Source organism: Pseudomonas sp. DP-17, assembly GCF_022380625.1.
Lineage (GTDB): Bacteria > Pseudomonadota > Gammaproteobacteria > Pseudomonadales > Pseudomonadaceae > Pseudomonas > Pseudomonas nitroreducens_A.
This window is the reverse complement of sequence record NZ_JAKSXG010000015.1, coordinates 157,578-174,607: the sequence shown is the minus strand read 5'-3', so window position 1 is coordinate 174,607 and position 17,030 is coordinate 157,578. Positions and strand designations below refer to the sequence as shown.

The 17,030-nt window shown below is 65.6% G+C and carries 11 protein-coding genes and 2 pseudogenes; 9 read left to right on the top strand and 4 right to left on the bottom strand.

Going from position 1 to position 17,030, the window contains the following annotated elements:
* Positions 1 to 55: 55 nt before the first annotated feature.
* The 4 genes from xdhA (at position 56) to guaD (ending at position 6,393) form a co-directional block, all read left to right on the top strand.
* Positions 56 to 1,519, top strand: a complete 1,464-nt coding sequence (gene xdhA / locus MJ122_RS24550; RefSeq protein ID WP_239746331.1) for a xanthine dehydrogenase small subunit — start codon at positions 56 to 58, stop codon at positions 1,517 to 1,519.
* Positions 1,512 to 3,902, top strand: a complete 2,391-nt coding sequence (xdhB, locus tag MJ122_RS24545; protein ID WP_239746330.1) for a xanthine dehydrogenase molybdopterin binding subunit — start codon at positions 1,512 to 1,514, stop codon at positions 3,900 to 3,902. Before xdhA ends, xdhB begins: the two co-directional genes overlap by 8 nt.
* A gap of 185 nt (positions 3,903 to 4,087) precedes the next feature.
* Positions 4,088 to 4,939 carry a xanthine dehydrogenase accessory protein XdhC gene (xdhC, locus tag MJ122_RS24540; protein WP_088420889.1) on the top strand — a complete coding sequence of 284 codons (852 nt, stop codon included), beginning with the start codon at positions 4,088 to 4,090 and terminating at the stop codon, positions 4,937 to 4,939.
* Positions 4,940 to 5,088: 149 nt separating this feature from the next.
* Complete coding sequence (gene guaD, locus MJ122_RS24535; RefSeq protein ID WP_088420888.1) at positions 5,089 to 6,393, top strand: guanine deaminase; 1,305 nt, start codon at positions 5,089 to 5,091, stop codon at positions 6,391 to 6,393.
* 170 nt (positions 6,394 to 6,563) lie between these two features.
* Here the strand turns inward: guaD and MJ122_RS24530 are convergent, their stop codons facing one another.
* Positions 6,564 to 6,986, bottom strand: a complete 423-nt coding sequence (locus tag MJ122_RS24530) for a universal stress protein (RefSeq protein ID WP_239746329.1) — start codon at positions 6,984 to 6,986, stop codon at positions 6,564 to 6,566.
* A gap of 165 nt (positions 6,987 to 7,151) precedes the next feature.
* Here MJ122_RS24530 and MJ122_RS24525 point away from each other — a divergent pair, with 165 nt between their 5' ends.
* The 4 genes from MJ122_RS24525 (at position 7,152) to MJ122_RS24510 (ending at position 12,337) form a co-directional block, all read left to right on the top strand.
* Positions 7,152 to 8,075, top strand: coding sequence for a LysR family transcriptional regulator (locus MJ122_RS24525; protein ID WP_026078849.1), 924 nt, complete (start codon positions 7,152 to 7,154; stop codon positions 8,073 to 8,075).
* A 163-nt stretch (positions 8,076 to 8,238) separates the two neighbouring features.
* Positions 8,239 to 9,819: an MFS transporter gene (locus tag MJ122_RS24520; RefSeq protein ID WP_239746328.1), complete on the top strand. Its 1,581-nt coding sequence runs from the start codon at positions 8,239 to 8,241 to the stop codon at positions 9,817 to 9,819.
* Between the two features lie 11 nt (positions 9,820 to 9,830).
* Positions 9,831 to 10,898 (top strand): HlyD family secretion protein, encoded by a 1,068-nt coding sequence (locus tag MJ122_RS24515; RefSeq protein ID WP_239746327.1) that lies wholly within the window; start codon positions 9,831 to 9,833, stop codon positions 10,896 to 10,898.
* Positions 10,895 to 12,337 carry an efflux transporter outer membrane subunit gene (locus tag MJ122_RS24510; RefSeq protein ID WP_239746326.1) on the top strand — a complete coding sequence of 481 codons (1,443 nt, stop codon included), beginning with the start codon at positions 10,895 to 10,897 and terminating at the stop codon, positions 12,335 to 12,337. The genes MJ122_RS24515 and MJ122_RS24510 overlap by 4 nt, the downstream gene beginning before the upstream one ends.
* A gap of 211 nt (positions 12,338 to 12,548) precedes the next feature.
* Here the strand turns inward: MJ122_RS24510 and MJ122_RS24505 are convergent, their stop codons facing one another.
* Positions 12,549 to 13,325, bottom strand: a complete 777-nt coding sequence (locus MJ122_RS24505) for a GntR family transcriptional regulator (protein ID WP_088420883.1) — start codon at positions 13,323 to 13,325, stop codon at positions 12,549 to 12,551.
* 396 nt (positions 13,326 to 13,721) lie between these two features.
* On the opposite strand from MJ122_RS24505, the gene MJ122_RS24500 reads away from it, so the two are divergent.
* Positions 13,722 to 15,068, top strand: coding sequence for an NCS2 family permease (locus MJ122_RS24500; RefSeq protein WP_017517525.1), 1,347 nt, complete (start codon positions 13,722 to 13,724; stop codon positions 15,066 to 15,068).
* Positions 15,069 to 15,178: 110 nt separating this feature from the next.
* Here the strand turns inward: MJ122_RS24500 and MJ122_RS30195 are convergent.
* Positions 15,179 to 16,282, bottom strand: a pseudogene (locus MJ122_RS30195) (PAS domain-containing sensor histidine kinase); the annotation flags it as partial.
* Between the two features lie 72 nt (positions 16,283 to 16,354).
* Positions 16,355 to 16,975: pseudogene (locus MJ122_RS30190) on the bottom strand (response regulator transcription factor); the annotation flags it as partial.
* Between the last annotated feature and the right edge of the window lie 55 nt (positions 16,976 to 17,030).

Here is a 17,030-nt window from a genome sequence, read left to right as displayed (position 1 = left end):
CATAAATTCGCCTCCAGTGCCCTACCAAAAACAAGAATCAGCCTGGAGGCAAGCCTTGATCAGGTTCCTGCTCAATCGCGAGCTGCGTGTCGAAGACCGCCTCGATCCCAATCTCACCGTGCTCAACTACCTGCGCCAGACCCTGGGCAAGACCGGCACCAAGGAGGGTTGTGCCTCCGGTGACTGCGGCGCCTGCACGGTGGTCGTCGGTGAACTGGTCGGCGAAGAAGGTGCCGAGCGCGTCCGCTACCGCACCCTCAACTCCTGCCTGACGTTCGTTTCCTCGTTGCATGGCAAGCAGTTGATCAGCGTCGATGACTTGAAGCACCGCGGCGAACTGCACGGTGTGCAGCAAGCCATGGTCGACTGCCACGGCTCGCAGTGCGGCTTCTGCACCCCCGGCTTCGTCATGTCGCTGTTCGCCCTGCAGAAGAACAGCGCTGGCGAGACCGCCGACGAGCGCAAGGCCGAGGCCCATGAAGCGCTGGCCGGCAACCTGTGCCGCTGCACCGGCTACCGCCCGATCCTCGATGCCGCCGAACAATCCTGCTGCCAGAAGCAGCCGGACCAGTTCGACGTCGCCCAGCCCGAGATCATCGCCCAGCTCAAGGCCATCGCCCCGCGCGAAACCGCCGAGCTCAACAGCGGCGACAAGCGCTGCCTGCTGCCGCTGACCATCGCCGACCTGGCCGATATCTACACCGCCAACCCGCAGGCACGCCTGCTCGCCGGCGGCACCGACCTGGCCCTGGAAGTCACCCAGTTCCACCGCGAACTGCCGGTGATGATCTACGTCGGCCACGTCGAGGAAATGAAGCGCGTCGAAGTCTTCGACGACCGCATCGAGATCGGCGCAGCCACCCCGCTGACCGATTGCTACGAAGCGCTGTCCCGCGACTACCCGGACTTCGGCGAGCTGCTGCACCGCTTCGCCTCGCTGCAGATCCGCAACCAGGGCACCCTGGGTGGCAACATCGGCAACGCCTCCCCCATCGGCGACTCGCCGCCGCTGCTGATCGCACTCGGCGCGCGCCTGGTGCTGCGCAAGGGCAGCGAGCGCCGCGAGCTGCCGATCGATGAATACTTCATCGACTACAAGGTCACCGCGCGCCAGGAAGGCGAGTTCATCGAGCAGGTGATCATCCCGCGCCCGCAGGCCAACCAGGCGTTCCGCGCCTACAAGGTCTCCAAGCGCCTGGACGACGACATCTCCGCCGTCTGCGCCGCGCTCCAGATCACCGTGGAAGACTGCAGGATTACCGCCGTGCGCACCGGCTTTGGCGGCATGGCCGCCATCCCGAAACGTGCCAAGGCCTGTGAAGCCGCCCTGCTCGGCCAGACCTTCAACAGCGCCACCTTCGAACGCGCAGCGCTGGCGTTGAGCGAGGACTTCGCCCCGCTCACCGACTTCCGTGCAAGCAAGGAATACCGCCTGCTCACCGCGCAGAACCTGCTGCGCAAGTGCTTCCTGGAGCTGGAAGCTCCCCAGGCCGTAACTCGGGTGACCTCTTATGCATAAGCCACACAAGACCCAGGAAGAACTCGCCGAACTGTTCCGCGCCGACCTCACCACTGGCGTCGGCCGCAGCGTCAAGCACGAGAGCGCGCCCAAGCACGTCAGCGGCGAAGCGATCTACATCGACGACCGCCTGGAATTCCCCAACCAGCTGCACGTCTATGCCCGAATGAGCGACCGCGCCCATGCGCGCATCACCAAGCTGGACGTTAGCCCCTGCTACCAGTTCCCCGGTGTGGCCATCGCCATCACCAAGGACGACGTACCCGGCCAGCTGGACATCGGCCCGGTGGTCGCCGGTGACCCGCTGCTGGCCGACGGCAAGGTCGAGTACGTCGGCCAGATGGTCATCGCCGTGGCCGCCGACAGCCTGGAAACCGCGCGCAAGGCGGCCATGGCCGCGATCATCGAGTACGAGGACCTGGAGCCGGTGCTCGACGTGGTCGAAGCGCTGCGCAAGAAGCACTTCGTGCTCGACAGCCACCAGCACAAGATCGGCGACTCGCAAGGCATGCTCGCTACCGCGCCGAACCGCATCCAGGGCACCCTGCACATCGGCGGCCAGGAACACTTTTACCTGGAGACGCAGATCTCCTCGGTGATGCCCACCGAGGACGGTGGCGTGATCGTCTACACCTCCACCCAGAATCCCACCGAAGTGCAGAAGCTGGTGGCCGAAGTGCTGGGCATCTCCTTCAACAAGGTGGTCATCGACATGCGCCGCATGGGTGGTGGCTTTGGCGGCAAGGAAACCCAGGCGGCCGCTCCGGCCTGCCTGTGCGCCGTGATCGCGCGCCTCACCGGCCGACCGGCGAAGATGCGCCTGCCGCGTGTCGAAGACATGCAGATGACCGGCAAGCGCCACCCGTTCTACGTCGAGTACGACGTGGGCTTCGAGGACGACGGCCTGCTGCACGGCATCAACATCGAGCTGGCCGGCAACTGCGGCTACTCGCCGGACCTCTCCGGCTCCATTGTCGACCGCGCGATGTTCCACTCCGACAACGCCTACTTCCTTGGCAACGCCACGGTGAACGGTCACCGCTGCAAGACCAATACCGCATCGAACACCGCCTACCGCGGCTTCGGCGGCCCGCAGGGCATGGTCGCCATCGAGGAGATCATGGACGCCGTCGCGCGCCACCTCGGCAAGGACCCGCTGGAAGTGCGCAAGCGCAACTACTACGGCAAGGACGAGCGCAACGTCACCCACTACTACCAGCAGGTGGAACACAACCTGCTGCAGGAGATGACCGAGGAACTGGAAGCCAGCGCCGAGTACGCCAGGCGCCGCATTGAAATCCGCGAGTTCAACGCCACCAGTCCAGTGCTGAAGAAGGGCCTGGCGCTGACCCCGGTCAAGTTCGGCATCAGCTTCACCGCCACTTTCCTCAACCAGGCTGGCGCGCTGATCCACATCTACACCGACGGCAGCATCCACCTGAACCACGGCGGCACCGAAATGGGCCAGGGCCTGAACACCAAGGTCGCCCAGGTGGTGGCCGAGGTCTTCCAGGTCGACATCGACCGCGTGCAGATCACCGCGACCAACACCGACAAGGTGCCCAACACCTCGCCGACCGCCGCCTCCTCCGGTGCCGACCTGAACGGCAAGGCCGCGCAGAACGCCGCCGAGACCCTCAAGCAGCGCCTGGTGGAGTTCGCCGCCAAGCACTGGAAGGTGACCGAGGAAGACATCGAGTTCCGCAACAACCAGGTACGCGTGCGCGATCTGATCGTGCCCTTCGAGGAGCTGGTACAGCAGGCCTACTTCGGCCAGGTGTCGCTCTCCTCCACCGGCTTCTACCGCACGCCGAAGATCTACTACGACCGCAGCCAGGCGCGCGGCCGGCCGTTCTACTACTACGCCTACGGCGTGTCCTGCTCGGAGGTGATAGTCGACACCCTCACCGGCGAGTACAGGATGCTGCGCAGCGACATCCTGCATGACGTCGGCGCCTCGCTGAACCCGGCCATCGATATCGGCCAGGTGGAAGGCGGCTTCGTCCAGGGCATGGGCTGGCTGACCATGGAAGAGCTGGTGTGGAACGCCAAGGGCAAGCTGATGACCAACGGCCCGGCGAGCTACAAGATCCCGGCCATCGCCGACATGCCCATCGACCTGCGGGTAAAGCTGGTGGAAAACCGCAAGAACCCGGAGCAGACGGTGTTCCATTCCAAGGCCGTCGGCGAGCCGCCGTTCATGCTGGGCATCTCGGTGTTCTGCGCGATCAAGGACGCCGTGGCGAGCCTGGCCGACTACCGCGCCCAGCCGCAGATCGATGCCCCGGCCACTCCCGAGCGCGTGCTCTGGGGCGTGGAGCAGATGCGCAAGCTGAAGCTGGCCCAGGCGGAAAAATCGCCGGCTCAGGTCGAGCCGGCGTGATGTGACCATGGGGCACCGCTGGCCGGGAGAGGCGTCCCCACTTCCGTCCTCCACCCCGCCAGCGGCGCCCCACCCTATAGAGAGCCGCAGGAGCGGGCTCCGTCCGCGATAGGCCCGCATCGCGCCGGATGCCATCGCGGACAAAGTCCGCTCCTACGCAAAGCCCACCTCCGAGGTTCGAAACGATGAACTGGATCAGTGCCCTCGCCGACCTGCAACAACGCGCCGAAGCCAGCGTGCTGGTGACCATCATCGAAGAGCGCGGCTCCACCCCGCGCAACGCCGGCTCCAAGATGGTCATCAGTGCCGACAAGGCCTACGACACCATCGGCGGCGGCCACCTCGAATTCAAGGCCATGGCCATCGCCCGCGAGATGCTGCAGAACCGCGAGCGCGAGCCGAAGCTGGAGCGTTTCAGCCTTGGCGCCAGCCTCGGCCAGTGCTGCGGCGGCGCCACCGTGCTGCTGTTCGAACCCATGGGCCAGCCCCAGGCCCACATCGCCGTGTTCGGCGCCGGCCATGTCGGCCGCGCCCTGGTGCCGCTGCTCGCCAGCCTGCCGTGCAAGGTACGCTGGATCGACTCGCGGGAGGCCGAGTTTCCCGACCACATCCCCGAGGGCGTGACCCGCGTGATCAACGAGGACGTCATCGACGAGATCGACGAGATGCCCGCCGGCAGCTACTTCATCGTCATGACCCACAACCACGCGCTGGACCTGGAGCTGACCGCGAAGATCCTCCAGCGCAACGACTTCACCTACTTCGGCCTGATCGGCTCGGACACCAAGCGTGCCAAGTTCGAGCACCGCCTGCGCGACCGTGGCTTCGCCGCCGACACCGTGCAGCGCATGCGCTGCCCCATGGGCATCAGCGAAGTGAAGGGCAAGCTGCCGGTGGAGATCGCCGTGTCCATTGCCGGCGAAGTCATCGCCACCTACAACGCCACCTTCGGTCAGGAGACCGCCAGGGGCGAGAACACCGTGGCCAAACTGTTACCCACGAGCCGCCGCGCACGCACCGCCGAAAGCGGCGCCTGATTTCCAACCTGCATGGTTTCGTGATGGGTATCGCTCCGCTCCACCCATCCTACGGATCCGTGACCTGTTTTTTGTAGGATGGGTGGAGCGCCAGCGATACCCATCGAAAAGCGTCCGAAGACGCGTCAATTCCGATTTGCGAGAGATCGATGAGCACTCAAGCCAAAGCCTACCGCGCCAGTATCCTGCACAGCGTCGCCGACCCCGCCGAAGTCGGCGTGGAGAAGTCCTACCAGTACTTCGAGGACGGCATCCTGCTGGTGGAAGACGGCAAGGTCGCCCGCCTCGGCCACGCGGCCGAGCTGTTGCCGCAACTGGGCGGCGTGGAAGTGGTCGAGTACCGCGACGCGCTGATCACCCCCGGCTTCATCGACACCCACATCCACTACCCGCAGACCGGCATGATCGCTTCCTACGGCGAGCAACTGCTGGACTGGCTGAACACCTACACCTTCCCCACCGAGAAGCAGTTCGCCGACCCGGCCCACGCCGCCGACGTCGCCGGCATCTTCCTCAAGGAACTGCTGCGCGCCGGCACCACCACCGCGCTGGTGTTCGGCACCGTGCACCCGCAGTCGGTGGACGCGCTGTTCGGCGCGGCCGAAAAACTCGACCTGCGCCTGATCGCCGGCAAGGTGATGATGGACCGCAATGCGCCGGACTACCTGACCGATACCGCCGAAAGCAGCTATACCGACAGCAAGGCGCTGATCGAGCGCTGGCATGGCAAGGGCCGTCTGCTCTACGCGGTAACCCCGCGCTTTGCTCCGACCAGTACACCGGAACAGCTCGACGCCGCCGGCCGCCTGCTCAAGGAGCACCCCGGCGTGTACCTGCACACGCACCTGTCGGAAAACCTCAAGGAAATCGAGTGGGTCAAGGAGCTGTTCCCGGAGCGCAAGGGCTACCTGGACGTCTATGACCACCACGGCCTGCTCGGCCCGCGCTCGGTGTTCGCCCACGGCGTGCACCTGTGCGACGGCGAGTGCCAGCGCCTGTCGGAAACCGGTTCGGCCGTGGCCTTCTGCCCGACTTCCAACCTGTTCCTGGGCAGCGGCCTGTTCGACCTGAACAAGCTGGAAAAACACAAGGTAAAAGTCGGCCTGGGCACCGACGTCGGCGCCGGCACCAGCTTCTCCCAGCTGCAATCGCTGAACGAGGCCTACAAGGTCATGCAGCTGCAGGGCAAGAAGCTCGACCCGTTCAAGTCGTTGTACCTGGCCACCCTCGGCGGCGCCCGTGCGCTGGAACTGGACGACAAGGTCGGCAGCTTCGCGCAGGGCAACGAGGCCGACTTCGTGGTCCTCGACTACAAGGCCACCCCGCTGCTGGACTACCGCCTGCAGCAGGCGAAGACCCTGGAGGAAAAACTCTTCGCACTGGTCATCCTCGGCGACGACCGTACCGTGAAGGAGACCTTCGCGCACGGCCGCAACGTGCATCGCCGCGGCTGACCCCTTACGGCTCCGGCGCCGGGTCCTCGCTCAGGACCAACCCGGCGCCGGGGCCGCTTTTCTTTCTGCATCCTGTCTGAACTCCGTCATCCCGACCTGCGTAGGAGCGGACGCCTTCCGCAATCGCTTCCAGGCAACGCATCGGTGCCTGCCCGGGCTCGTGAGGACGCCTACTCCCGCACCTCGACCAGCACCGGACACGGAGCCCGCTCGATCACCCGCTGCCCCACCGACGGGTCCAGCAACCGCTCGATACGCCCCAGGTGCCGGTGACCGATCACGATCAGATCGCACCCAAGCCGCTCCGCCTCGCGCAGGATGGCCCGCGCCGGATCGCCCGCCACCACGGCACCCGATGCACTGCAGGGCTGCAGTTGCGCCACCGCCTCATCCACCAGCGCCTGAGCTTCGTTCTGCTCCTGTTCGGCCGGTGGGTACTCCAGCGCGTCCTGGCGCGGCATGGCGAAGGCGCGATCCACGGCGCAAACCACGTGAACCTGCGCCCCGTTGCAGCGGGCCAGCTCGCCGGCGGTCGCAATGATGCGCGGCGACTGCGCCGCGCCGTCGATGGCCAGGAGAATCCGTTGGTACATGCCTTTCTTCCCCAAACAATGAAATCCGCCGCCATTCTTCGGGCCAGGGCGCGGAGCGTAAAGGCACGCAAAACGTAATGGACCATTGCATGAAACGCACGCTTGCCCATTCAGCCCTTCGCCATGGAACATGACTCGTCCCGTGTCAACCGCTTCGGAGTCACCATGGCCCTGCCCGATCTCAACCTGCTGGTCGCCCTCAACATCCTGCTCGAAGAAGGCAGCGTGGTCGGCGCCGCGCGGCGCATGCACCTGAGCCCGCCAGCGATGAGCCGCACCCTGTCGCGCATCCGCGAGGCGGTGGGCGACCCGATCATGGTCCGCGCCGGACGCAACCTGGTCCCTACGCCCCGTGCCCTGCAATTGCGCGAGGAAGTCAGCGACCTGGTGGAACATGCCGTGCGCCTGTTCAACGCCAAGGAAAACCTGCGCATGGACCAGCTAGAGCGCTGCTTCGTGCTGCGCTCCAACAACGTGCTGGTGGGCGGCTTCGCCTCGCGCATGCTGGCGGTGATGAAGGCCGAGGCGCCGCGCTGCAGCCTGCGGATCGCCCCGGAAGCCGACTTCGATGACGAAGCCCTGCGGCAGAATCGCATCGACCTGTATATCGGCGGCGCTTCGACGCTGGAGCCGGAAATCCGCACGCAGACGTTGTTCACCACCAACTTCGTCGGCCTGGCGCGGCGCGACCATCCCATCTTCGACGACGAAATCACCGCCGAACGCTTCGCCGCCTTCCCGCAGATCAGCGTGTCGCGGCGCGGCAAATCACGCGGGCCGATCGACGAGGAACTGGCCAACCTCGGGCTGCATCGGGAAATCCGCCTGACCGCACCGACCTTCCACTCTTCGATCTTCGCCCTGCTGGAGTCCGACCTGGTATTGCCGATTCCCGAGCACTCGCTGTGGCGCCTGGACCGCCTGGGCTTCGCCCTGCGCCAGTTCGACATTCCGCTGCCGCTCAAGTCGGTGGTGATCATCCAGGCCTGGCACCCGCGCTTCGACAACGACCCGGCACACAGTTGGCTGCGACAGACGGTGAAGCGCGTATGCACGGAACTGCGCGAGAGCTCCGGCCTGCTGAGCTGATCGCACGACCAGTGCACCAGACACACTAATTAGCTGCAATCATTTCAATTTCCACAGCTATCGCCCTTCCCTAGACTCGGTCGCAAATACCCGAGTTGATTCCTATGCCTTGCACATCACCGCCCAAGGGCGGCGGCATCGGCCATCCCCATGGAGGCCGGCCATGACCGCGCTCGCCCCGGTTTCCGCCGCCAGCCCGCAAACCGCGAAACCTTCCGCTCCTGTCGCCCAGCCATTCGGCCTGCGCATCGTGGTCGGCATGATCGGCGTACTGGTCGCCTCCCTCAGCGCCGGCCTCAACGAGAAGGTCACGGACCTCGCCATGACCGACGTGCGCGGCGCGCTGTCCATCGGCCACGACGAAGGCACCTGGCTGATCGCCCTATACTCGGCGGCGCAGGTTGCCGCCATGGCCTTCGCGCCCTGGTTCTCGGTCACCGTGTCGCTGCGCCGCTTCACCCTCGGCGCCATCGCCTGCTTCGCGCTGCTCGCGTTGCTCTGCCCCTTCGCGCCGAATGTCGAGACGTTGTATCTGCTGCGCCTGCTGCAAGGCTTCGCCGGCGGTTGCATGCCGCCGATGCTGATGACCGTGGCGCTGCGCTTCCTGCCGCCGGGAATCAAGCTGTACGGCCTGGGGGCCTATGCGCTGACCGCGACCTTCGCGCCCAACCTGGGCATGCCGCTGGCGGCGTTGTGGACCGAGTTCGTCGGCTGGCAGTGGGTGTTCTGGCAGGTCATCCCGCTCTGCGCCGTGGCGCTGGCCGCCGTTGCCTGGGGTATCCCGCAGGACCCGCTGCGCCTGGAGCGCCTGAAGCAATTCGATTACCTGGGTCTCGCCCTCGGCCTGCCGGGCATCCTGATGCTGGTGATGGGCCTGCTGCAGGGGGAGCGCCTGGACTGGTTCGAATCCGAACTGATCAGCCTGCTGGTGATCGGCGGCGCCGGACTGCTGGCGGCCTTCTTCATCAACGAATGGACGCATCCGCTGCCCTTCTTCCGCCTGGACATCCTCAAGCGGCGCAACTTCACCCACTCGCTGATTACCCTCGCCGGCGTGCTGGTGGTGCTCGGCGCATGCGCTGGCGTGCCGGCGTCCTACCTCGCCTCAGCCCACGGCTATCGCCCGCTGCAATCGGCGCCCATGGCGCTGCTGGTGGCGCTGCCGCAACTCATCACGCTGCCCCTGGTGGCCGCGCTGTGCAACATCCCGCGGGTGGACTGCCGCTGGGTGCTGGCCATCGGTATCAGCCTGTGCGGCCTGTCCGCTTTCGGCATGAGCCAGCTCACCAGCGAGTGGACGCGGGAGAACTTCTACTGGCTGCTGGCGTTGCAGATCATTGGCCAGCCGATGGCCATCGTGCCGCTGCTGATGTCCGCCACCAGCGTCGTCGCGCCCATCGAAGGACCGTTCGCCTCGGCCTGGTTCAACAGCGTGCGCGCCTTCTCGGCGGTGCTCGGCAGCGCCGTGGTGTCGATCCTGATGACCTGGCGCGAGCACTACCACTCCAACCGCCTGGTCGATCACCTGGGCAACGCCTCCCAAGCCCTGGGCCTGCGCCTGGAGCAACTGGGGGGCGCCGAGAACATCGGCCGACTGGCCAGCCAGGTGCGCGGCCAGGCCGGCGTGCTCGCCGCCGCCGACACGCTGCTGGCGATGTCCTGGCTGGCCGCAGCCCTGCTCGTCCTGATTCCCCTGCTGCCGCTGCGGGTCTATCCGCCGCGTCCTGTCGTCCCCGCAAATTAAAAGGTCTGCCCATGTCGAAACTGAGCTCCCGTCGCGGCAGTCTGGCCCTGGTTGCCGTACTGCTTCTCGCCCTTGTCGTCTATCTGCTGCTGCGCCTGCTGGGGCCCACTCGCGAGCAGAGCACCGACGACGCTTACATCCATGCCGACTTCACTCTGGTGGCGCCGAAGATCGCCGGCTTCATCGAGGAAGTGCTGGTGGAAGACAACCAGTCGGTGAAGGCCGGGCAGGTCCTGGCACGCATCGATGCCCGCGACTACCATGCCGCGCTGGACGCCGCCGAAGCCGACGTGCTGGCCGCAGAGGCGCGTCACCACCATGTCGCCGCCGACCTCGAGCGCCAGCAGGCGGTGATTGCCCAGAGCGCCGCCCAGGTGCAGGCCGACCAGGCTGCGCTGACCTTTGCCGCGCAGGAACTGAACCGCTACCAGCACCTCGCCACCCAGGGCGCCGGCACGTTGCAGAATGCCCAGCAGGCGCGCTCGCGCGTCGATTCGGCGAAGGCCGTCCTGGACAAGGACAAGGCCGCCGCGCTGGCCGCCCGCAAGCAGCTCGATGTGCTGCTGGCACAGCAGGCCGAGGCCCTGGGCGCACTGAAGCGTGGGGAGGCGCAGCTGCAGCAGGCGCAACTGAACCTGTCGTACACCGAGATCCGCGCGCCCTTCGACGGCATGGTCGGCCGCCGCGCCGTGCGCGTCGGCGCCTACACCACGCCGGGCAATGCGCTGCTCGCGGTAGTACCGCTGCAGAACGCCTACGTGGTAGGCAACTTCCAGGAAACCCAGCTGACCGACGTACAACCTGGCCAGGCCGTGGAGATCAGCATCGACACCTTCCCCGGCGAGAAACTGCGCGGCCACGTCGACAGCATCGCCCCGGCCACCGGCCTGAGCTTCGCGCCCATCGCCCCGGACAACGCCACCGGCAACTTCACCAAGATCGTCCAGCGCATTCCGGTGAAGATCGTCCTCGACGCCGACCAGCCGCTGCGCGAGAAGCTGCGCGTCGGCATGTCGGTGATCGCACGGATCGACACCGGCAAGCACGCCAGCACCGAGCAGAAGGTGGCCGCGCAATGATCGCCCCGCGTGCTCCCCTGCTCCTTGCTCTGCTCGCGCTCGGCGCCTGCAGCGTCGGCCCGGACTTCCAGCGCCCGGAGGATGCCAATGCGGTGGACTGGTTTGCCCAGCGCGGCGACGCACCGAGCCAGGCGCTCAACGCCCCGCTGGAGGCGCAGTGGTGGACGCTGCTGGGCGATCCGCAGCTCAACGACCTGCAACGCCGCGTGGCGAATGCCAACCTCGACCTGCGCGAAGCCGATGCGCGGCTGCAGCAGAGCCGGGCCATCCGCCAGGCGCTGGGCGGCGATGCCGTGCCCAACGTCGGCGCGGAGCTGGGCTACCAGCGCAAGCGCAACAGCGAAGCGGGCCTGAGCGATCCGTCCGGCAAAGCCGGCAAGGACAGCTTCAACCAGCTCGACGGCGGCTTCGACCTGTCGTGGGAGCTGGACTTCTGGGGCCGCGTGCGCCGCGAGCTGGAAGCCGCCGACGCCAACGTCCAGGCCACCGAGGAGAGCCGTCGCGACGTGCTGGTCTCGGTGCTCGCCGAGACCGCGCGCAACTACCTGCAGCTGCGCGCCGAACAGGACCTGGAAGCCATCATCCGCGGCAACCTGGAGATCGCCCAGCGCAGCCTGGAGCTGACCCGCCTGCGTCGCGCCGATGGCGTCGCCACCGAACTGGACGTGGCCGAGGCGCTGACCCAGGTCGCCAGCATCGAAGCGCGCCTGCCCGACAGCCAGAAGCGCCAGGCGCGGCTGATCAACGCCCTGGGCTACCTTTTGGGCGAAGCGCCCGGCGCACTGCAGGCCGAACTCGCCCAGGCCAGACCCGTACCCCAGCCACCGCGTGGCGTGCCGGTCGGCCTGCCGTCCGAACTGGCCCAGCGCCGCCCGGATATCCGCCGAGCCGAAGCCACGCTGCACGCTGCCACCGCCAGCATCGGCGTGGCCAAGGCGGACTTCTATCCGCGCATCAGCCTCAATGGCAGCTTCGGCTTCCAGGCGCTGCAACTGTCGAACTTCGGCGACTGGAACAGCCGCACCTTCGGTATCGGCCCGAGCTTGTCGCTGCCGATTTTCGAAGGCGGGCGCCTGAAGGGCATGCTCGCCCTGCGCGAAGCGCAGCAGCAGGAATCCGCCATCGCCTACCGGCGCACCGTGCTCAACGCCTGGCGGGAGGTGGACGACGCCCTCACCGACTACGCCGCAGACCAGCGCCGCCTCGCCAGTCTCGACACGGCCGCGGAACATGGCCGCGTCGCCCTGGCCAACGCCCGCGAGCAGTACAAGGCCGGCGCGGTGGACTTCCTCAACGTGCTCAGCGCCCAGCGCGAACTGCTGGCCACCGAGGAACAGCAGGTGCGCAGCCGCGAGGCCGTGGCGACCACGCTGGTGCTGCTCTACAAGTCCCTGGGGGGCGGCTGGCAACAGGCCGAGGAAAGCGCGCAGAACCCCTAGGAGCGCCCCATGGGCGCGTTCGCAAATAACGTCCGCGGCGTAAATGCCTGACCTTGCCTAACAGCGGACTCTGTCCGCGATGATTTCCGGCACGCACGACGGTTCGGGCCCTGATTCGCGAGCAATGACGGCCCGCCTCGGTCCTATGTAAGGCCGTTCGAGCTGAAACGAAAAAGCCCCGCAGAAGCGGGGCTTTTTTCTGGCTTGGTAATCAGGCTGCCGAGTCGGCGTCGGCCTTGCTGCGGCGGGGTTTCTTCTTGCCGGCCAGCAGGTGCGAAAACACCGCGTGCAGGTCACCCGAGGCACCATCCACATCCAGGTTCAGCTTGTCGTCGATGTGCGCCATGTGGTGCATCATCAGGGTAACGGCCTTTTCCTTGTCGCCCTTCTCGATGGCGTCGAGGATTTCGTTGTGCTCGTCGAACGAGCAGTGCGAGCGGCCGCCGCTTTCGTACTGGGCGATGATCAGCGAGGTCTGCGATACCAGGCTGCGCTGGAACACCACCAGCGGCGCGTTCTTCGCCATTTCGGCAAGTTTCAGGTGGAACTCGCCGGAGAGGCGGATGCCGGCGCCACGGTCGCCGCGGGCGAAGCTGGATTGCTCCTGTTTCACCATGTCGCGCAACTCGGCCAGGGAATCGCTGCTGGCATTGTCCACGGCCAGCTCGGTGATCGCGCGCTCGACGGTGCGACGGGCGAAGAGGATCTGCCGGGCTTCATCGATGCTCGGGCTGGCCACCACGGCGCCACGGTTCGGGCGCAGCAGCACAACCTGTTCGTGAGCCAGGCGCGACAGGGCGCGACGGATGATGGTGCGGCTGACGCCGAAGATTTCGCCGAGGGCCTCTTCGCTCAGCTTGGTGCCTGGCGCCAGGCGCTGCTCGAGGATGGCGTCGAAGATGTGCGCGTAGACGATCTCGTCCTGAGTGCCGCTGCGCGCCTTGCCATTGCGCGGCTGCTTCCTGATCTGTTGCAACTGGTCGGTCATCGGAGTCGAACCCTGCTCAGCCGGGTTGAACCGGCGCGAAATCCGTGGGGGCTTTACGTGGAGCTGGCCGCGGGCCAGGCATGGGGCACAGTGTACACAAAGTGGCCACTATCGTGCAGCCGTCGCGAGCGACTCGGCATCCATCCCAAGGCCGCACGGTGCAGGAGCTTGGCGAAGGTCAGCGTGCGACCATTCCGATGCTTTTCTTGTAAAAATCTTTCAGACAGACACTAAACATTATTTGAACTTTTTGTACACAACTGCATAATCGCGGCGTGACTTCCTGACCCAAAGGTCAACATTCACACCCTCACAACTCTTTCCGTTAGCGCAAGGGACGCAGGTGAACCAGCCGACGGCAAGGGACCAACAACAAGAGCGTTGAGGAGTACCGCTGTGGAAAGCACCAAACAAGAACAACGAGCCTTTGCATCCAGTCCCCCCGCCACCGGCCTGCTCGAACGCCTGTTCAAGCTCAGCCAGCACGGCACCACCGTGAAGACCGAACTCGCCGCAGGTCTCACGACCTTCATCACCATGGCGTACATCATCTTCGTCAACCCCAACATCATGGCCGACGCCGGCATCGACCACGGCGCCGCGTTCGTCGCAACCTGCCTCGCCGCGGCGCTCGGCTGCTTCCTGATGGGCCTCTACGCCAACTGGCCGGTGGGCCTGGCGCCGGGCATGGGCCTCAACGCCTTCTTCACCTACACCGTAGTCAAGACCATGAACTACAGCTGGGAGATCGCGCTGGGCGCGGTGTTCATTTCCGGCATCGCCTTCATGATCCTGACCTTCTCGCGCATCCGCGAATGGCTGCTCAACAGCATCCCGGTCAGCCTGCGTTTCGCCATGGGCGCCGGTGTTGGCCTGTTCCTCGGGCTGATCGGCCTGAAGACCGCCGGCATCGTGGTTGCCAGTCCCGCCACCCTGGTTCACCTGGGCGACCTGACCAGCCCCGGCCCGCTACTCGCCGCCATCTGCTTCCTGATGATCGCCGTACTGGAATACCGCCGCGTGTTCGGCGGCATCCTGATCAGCATTCTTACCGTCACCGTGGCCGGCATTGCGCTGGGCATCGTCCAGTTCGGCGGCGTGTTCTCCATGCCGCCGAGCCTGGCGCCGACCTTCATGGCGATGGACATTTCCGGTGCGTTCAACGTGACCATGATCAGCGTGATCCTGGCCTTCCTCTTCGTGCACATGTTCGACACCGCCGGCACCCTCATGGGCGTCGCCCAGCGCGCGCATCTGGTGCGTGAAGACGGTCGCATCGAGAACCTGTCCAAGGCGATGAAGGCCGACAGCACCTCCAGCGCCTTCGGCGCGGTGCTGGGCGTGCCGCCGGTGACCAGCTACGTGGAAAGCGCGGCGGGCGTCGCCGCTGGCGGCCGCACCGGCCTGACCGCCGTGGTGGTGGGCGTGCTGTTCGTCGCCGCAATGTTCTTCGCCCCGCTGGCCGGCATGATCCCCGCCTACGCCACCGCCGGTGCGCTGATCTACGTCGCCATGCTGATGATGGGCGGCATGGCCCATATCGACTGGAACGAGCACACGGAGACCATCCCGGCCATCGTCACCGTGATCATGATGCCGCTGACCTTCTCGGTCGCCGACGGTATCGCCCTGGGCTTCGTAACCTACGTGGCGATGAAGGTCTTCACCGGCCGCCATAAGGATGTGACCATCAGCCTGTACGCGCTGTGCGCGATCTTCGTGGCCAAGTTCATCTTCCTCTGACCACGGAAAAAACCGCACAAAAAAGGCCCCGGCAATCGCTGGGGCCTTTTCATTTTTCCGGGGTCTACGCCATCTGGCGCCAGGCCTTTTTCACCAGCGCCGCAGCCACCTCATGGCGCGGCGTTCGCGAGCGCAACCTTGAAACTGATCTCGGTTCCGACACCCAACCGGCTGACCGCGCTTATCTCGCCATCCATCAATTCCACCAAGCTGCGGCATAGCGCGAGCCCCAGGCCGGTCCCTCCGCTTTCGATGCGCTCACCGTCCAGGCTGAACGCGAAGGGCTCGAACAATGTGGCCAACTCGTCTTCGCCAATGCCGAAGCCGGTGTCGATGACATCCACCTGCACCTCGACCAGTCCCTTGCCGCATCCTCGTGCGCAGAGCCGCACGCGTATCGATCCGTTGTCGGTGAACTTCAGTGCGTTATCCAGGAGGTTCTGCAGAATCTGCCGCAAACGCAGCGGGTCACCCCAGACATTCGGCTCCAGTGCCAGATCGAAGTCGACTTCCAGCTTCAACCCCTTGGCAGCCGCCGTCTCCCGCACCATGGACACCTGACGCTCCACCAGCGCGCGCAGGTCGACCGGCTCTTCGGCCAGCGGGAGTCTCCCCGTCTTGGCACGGCTCAGCAGATTCAGGTCGTCGAGCACATGCAGCAGGTTCTGCGCCACTGAGCGCGCTACGGTCAGCGGCTCCCGGCGACGCTGAGGGTCATCCTGATTCAAAGCCAGGTCGATCATCGCGACGATATTCTGCAAGGGCCCCTGCATCTGGCCCCCCATGCCGGCCAGGAACTGAGTTTTTCCGCGACTGATGGCCTCGACGCGCGCATTGGCATTGCGCAGAGCCCGCACCAGGTCGTCCTGATCCGTGATATTGATCGCGCCGCACACGGCACCCAGCAAGTGACCATCCACATCCCGGTAGGGACGTCCCCAGTGGTGGTAGACCCTTCGCCCATTCACCGTATGGATTTCGACGTCCGCTTCATAAGGCTCGCCGTTGCCGATGGCATCGATCAGGTTCTTGCGAAGCAATTCCTCTTCCCCGGAGTCCGCCAACACCCCGAGCTCGCCCATCCGCCGGCCTACCACCTCCTCCAGGGGTACCCCGAGGATATCCAGTGCCGCCTGATTGCAAAATTGCACGCGGCCATCCATTCCACGAATAGTCGTCGCAAAAGGCAGAGAAGCAATCACATGACGCAAGAACTCCAGTTCGCGGCGCTGTTCCTCCGTCAACAACACCTCTGCTGACTCCACCTGCTCCGGTGCGCCGCCTTCCACCAGCCCATGCCGCCGCCCGATGTCGATCAACTCCACCAGCGACTTCGCATGCAGCTTCTGCATCAGGCGCACCTTGTAGGTACTGACCGTCTTGTCGCTGATCGAGAGCTGATCGGCGATCGCAATATTGCTCATGCCCCGCGCCAGCAGTTGCAGAACGCTCAGCTCGCGTACCGACAGTCCCTTGATCAACTCGCCATGCCCGGCCTCCTCGGCAGCACTGACGCTGCCCAGTGCGTGGCTGGGGAAATAGCTGTGCCCCTGGGCGATCGCACGCACCGCCTCGCGCACGGCCTGCGGGTCTTCCTGCTTGCTGACGAATCCGGCGGCGCCAGCGGTCAGGCAGCGCCCGGCGAAATATTCGGAATCCTGCGACGTGAGCACCAGCACCTTCACCGGCGACTCCTGGGCCACCAGGCGCTGCAGGACTTCCAGCCCGCCCAGGCGCGGAATGGACAGCTCAAGAATCATCAGGTCAGGTTTGCACTGCCGCACCTGATGCAAGGCGTCCGGGCCGTTGTCCGCTTCGCCGACCACTTCATGGCGGTCAGCCTCCATCATCAGGCGCAAGGCGTGCCGCGTGACCGGCTGTTCTTCGACAATCAGAATTCTACTCATGGGACTCTCAGACAAAATGGTTCCAGATAGTTCTAGACCAGCCCCGCCGAGCCTG

Coding starts and splice junctions, on each gene's coding strand:
- xdhB (WP_239746330.1), top strand. CDS start 1,512: ATGCATAAGCCACACAAGACCCAGGAAGAACTCGCCGAACTGTTCCGC.
- xdhC (WP_088420889.1), top strand. CDS start 4,088: ATGAACTGGATCAGTGCCCTCGCCGACCTGCAACAACGCGCCGAAGCC.
- guaD (WP_088420888.1), top strand. CDS start 5,089: ATGAGCACTCAAGCCAAAGCCTACCGCGCCAGTATCCTGCACAGCGTC.
- MJ122_RS24530 (WP_239746329.1), bottom strand. CDS start 6,986: ATGTACCAACGGATTCTCCTGGCCATCGACGGCGCGGCGCAGTCGCCG.
- MJ122_RS24525 (WP_026078849.1), top strand. CDS start 7,152: ATGGCCCTGCCCGATCTCAACCTGCTGGTCGCCCTCAACATCCTGCTC.
- MJ122_RS24520 (WP_239746328.1), top strand. CDS start 8,239: ATGACCGCGCTCGCCCCGGTTTCCGCCGCCAGCCCGCAAACCGCGAAA.
- MJ122_RS24515 (WP_239746327.1), top strand. CDS start 9,831: ATGTCGAAACTGAGCTCCCGTCGCGGCAGTCTGGCCCTGGTTGCCGTA.
- MJ122_RS24510 (WP_239746326.1), top strand. CDS start 10,895: ATGATCGCCCCGCGTGCTCCCCTGCTCCTTGCTCTGCTCGCGCTCGGC.
- MJ122_RS24505 (WP_088420883.1), bottom strand. CDS start 13,325: ATGACCGACCAGTTGCAACAGATCAGGAAGCAGCCGCGCAATGGCAAG.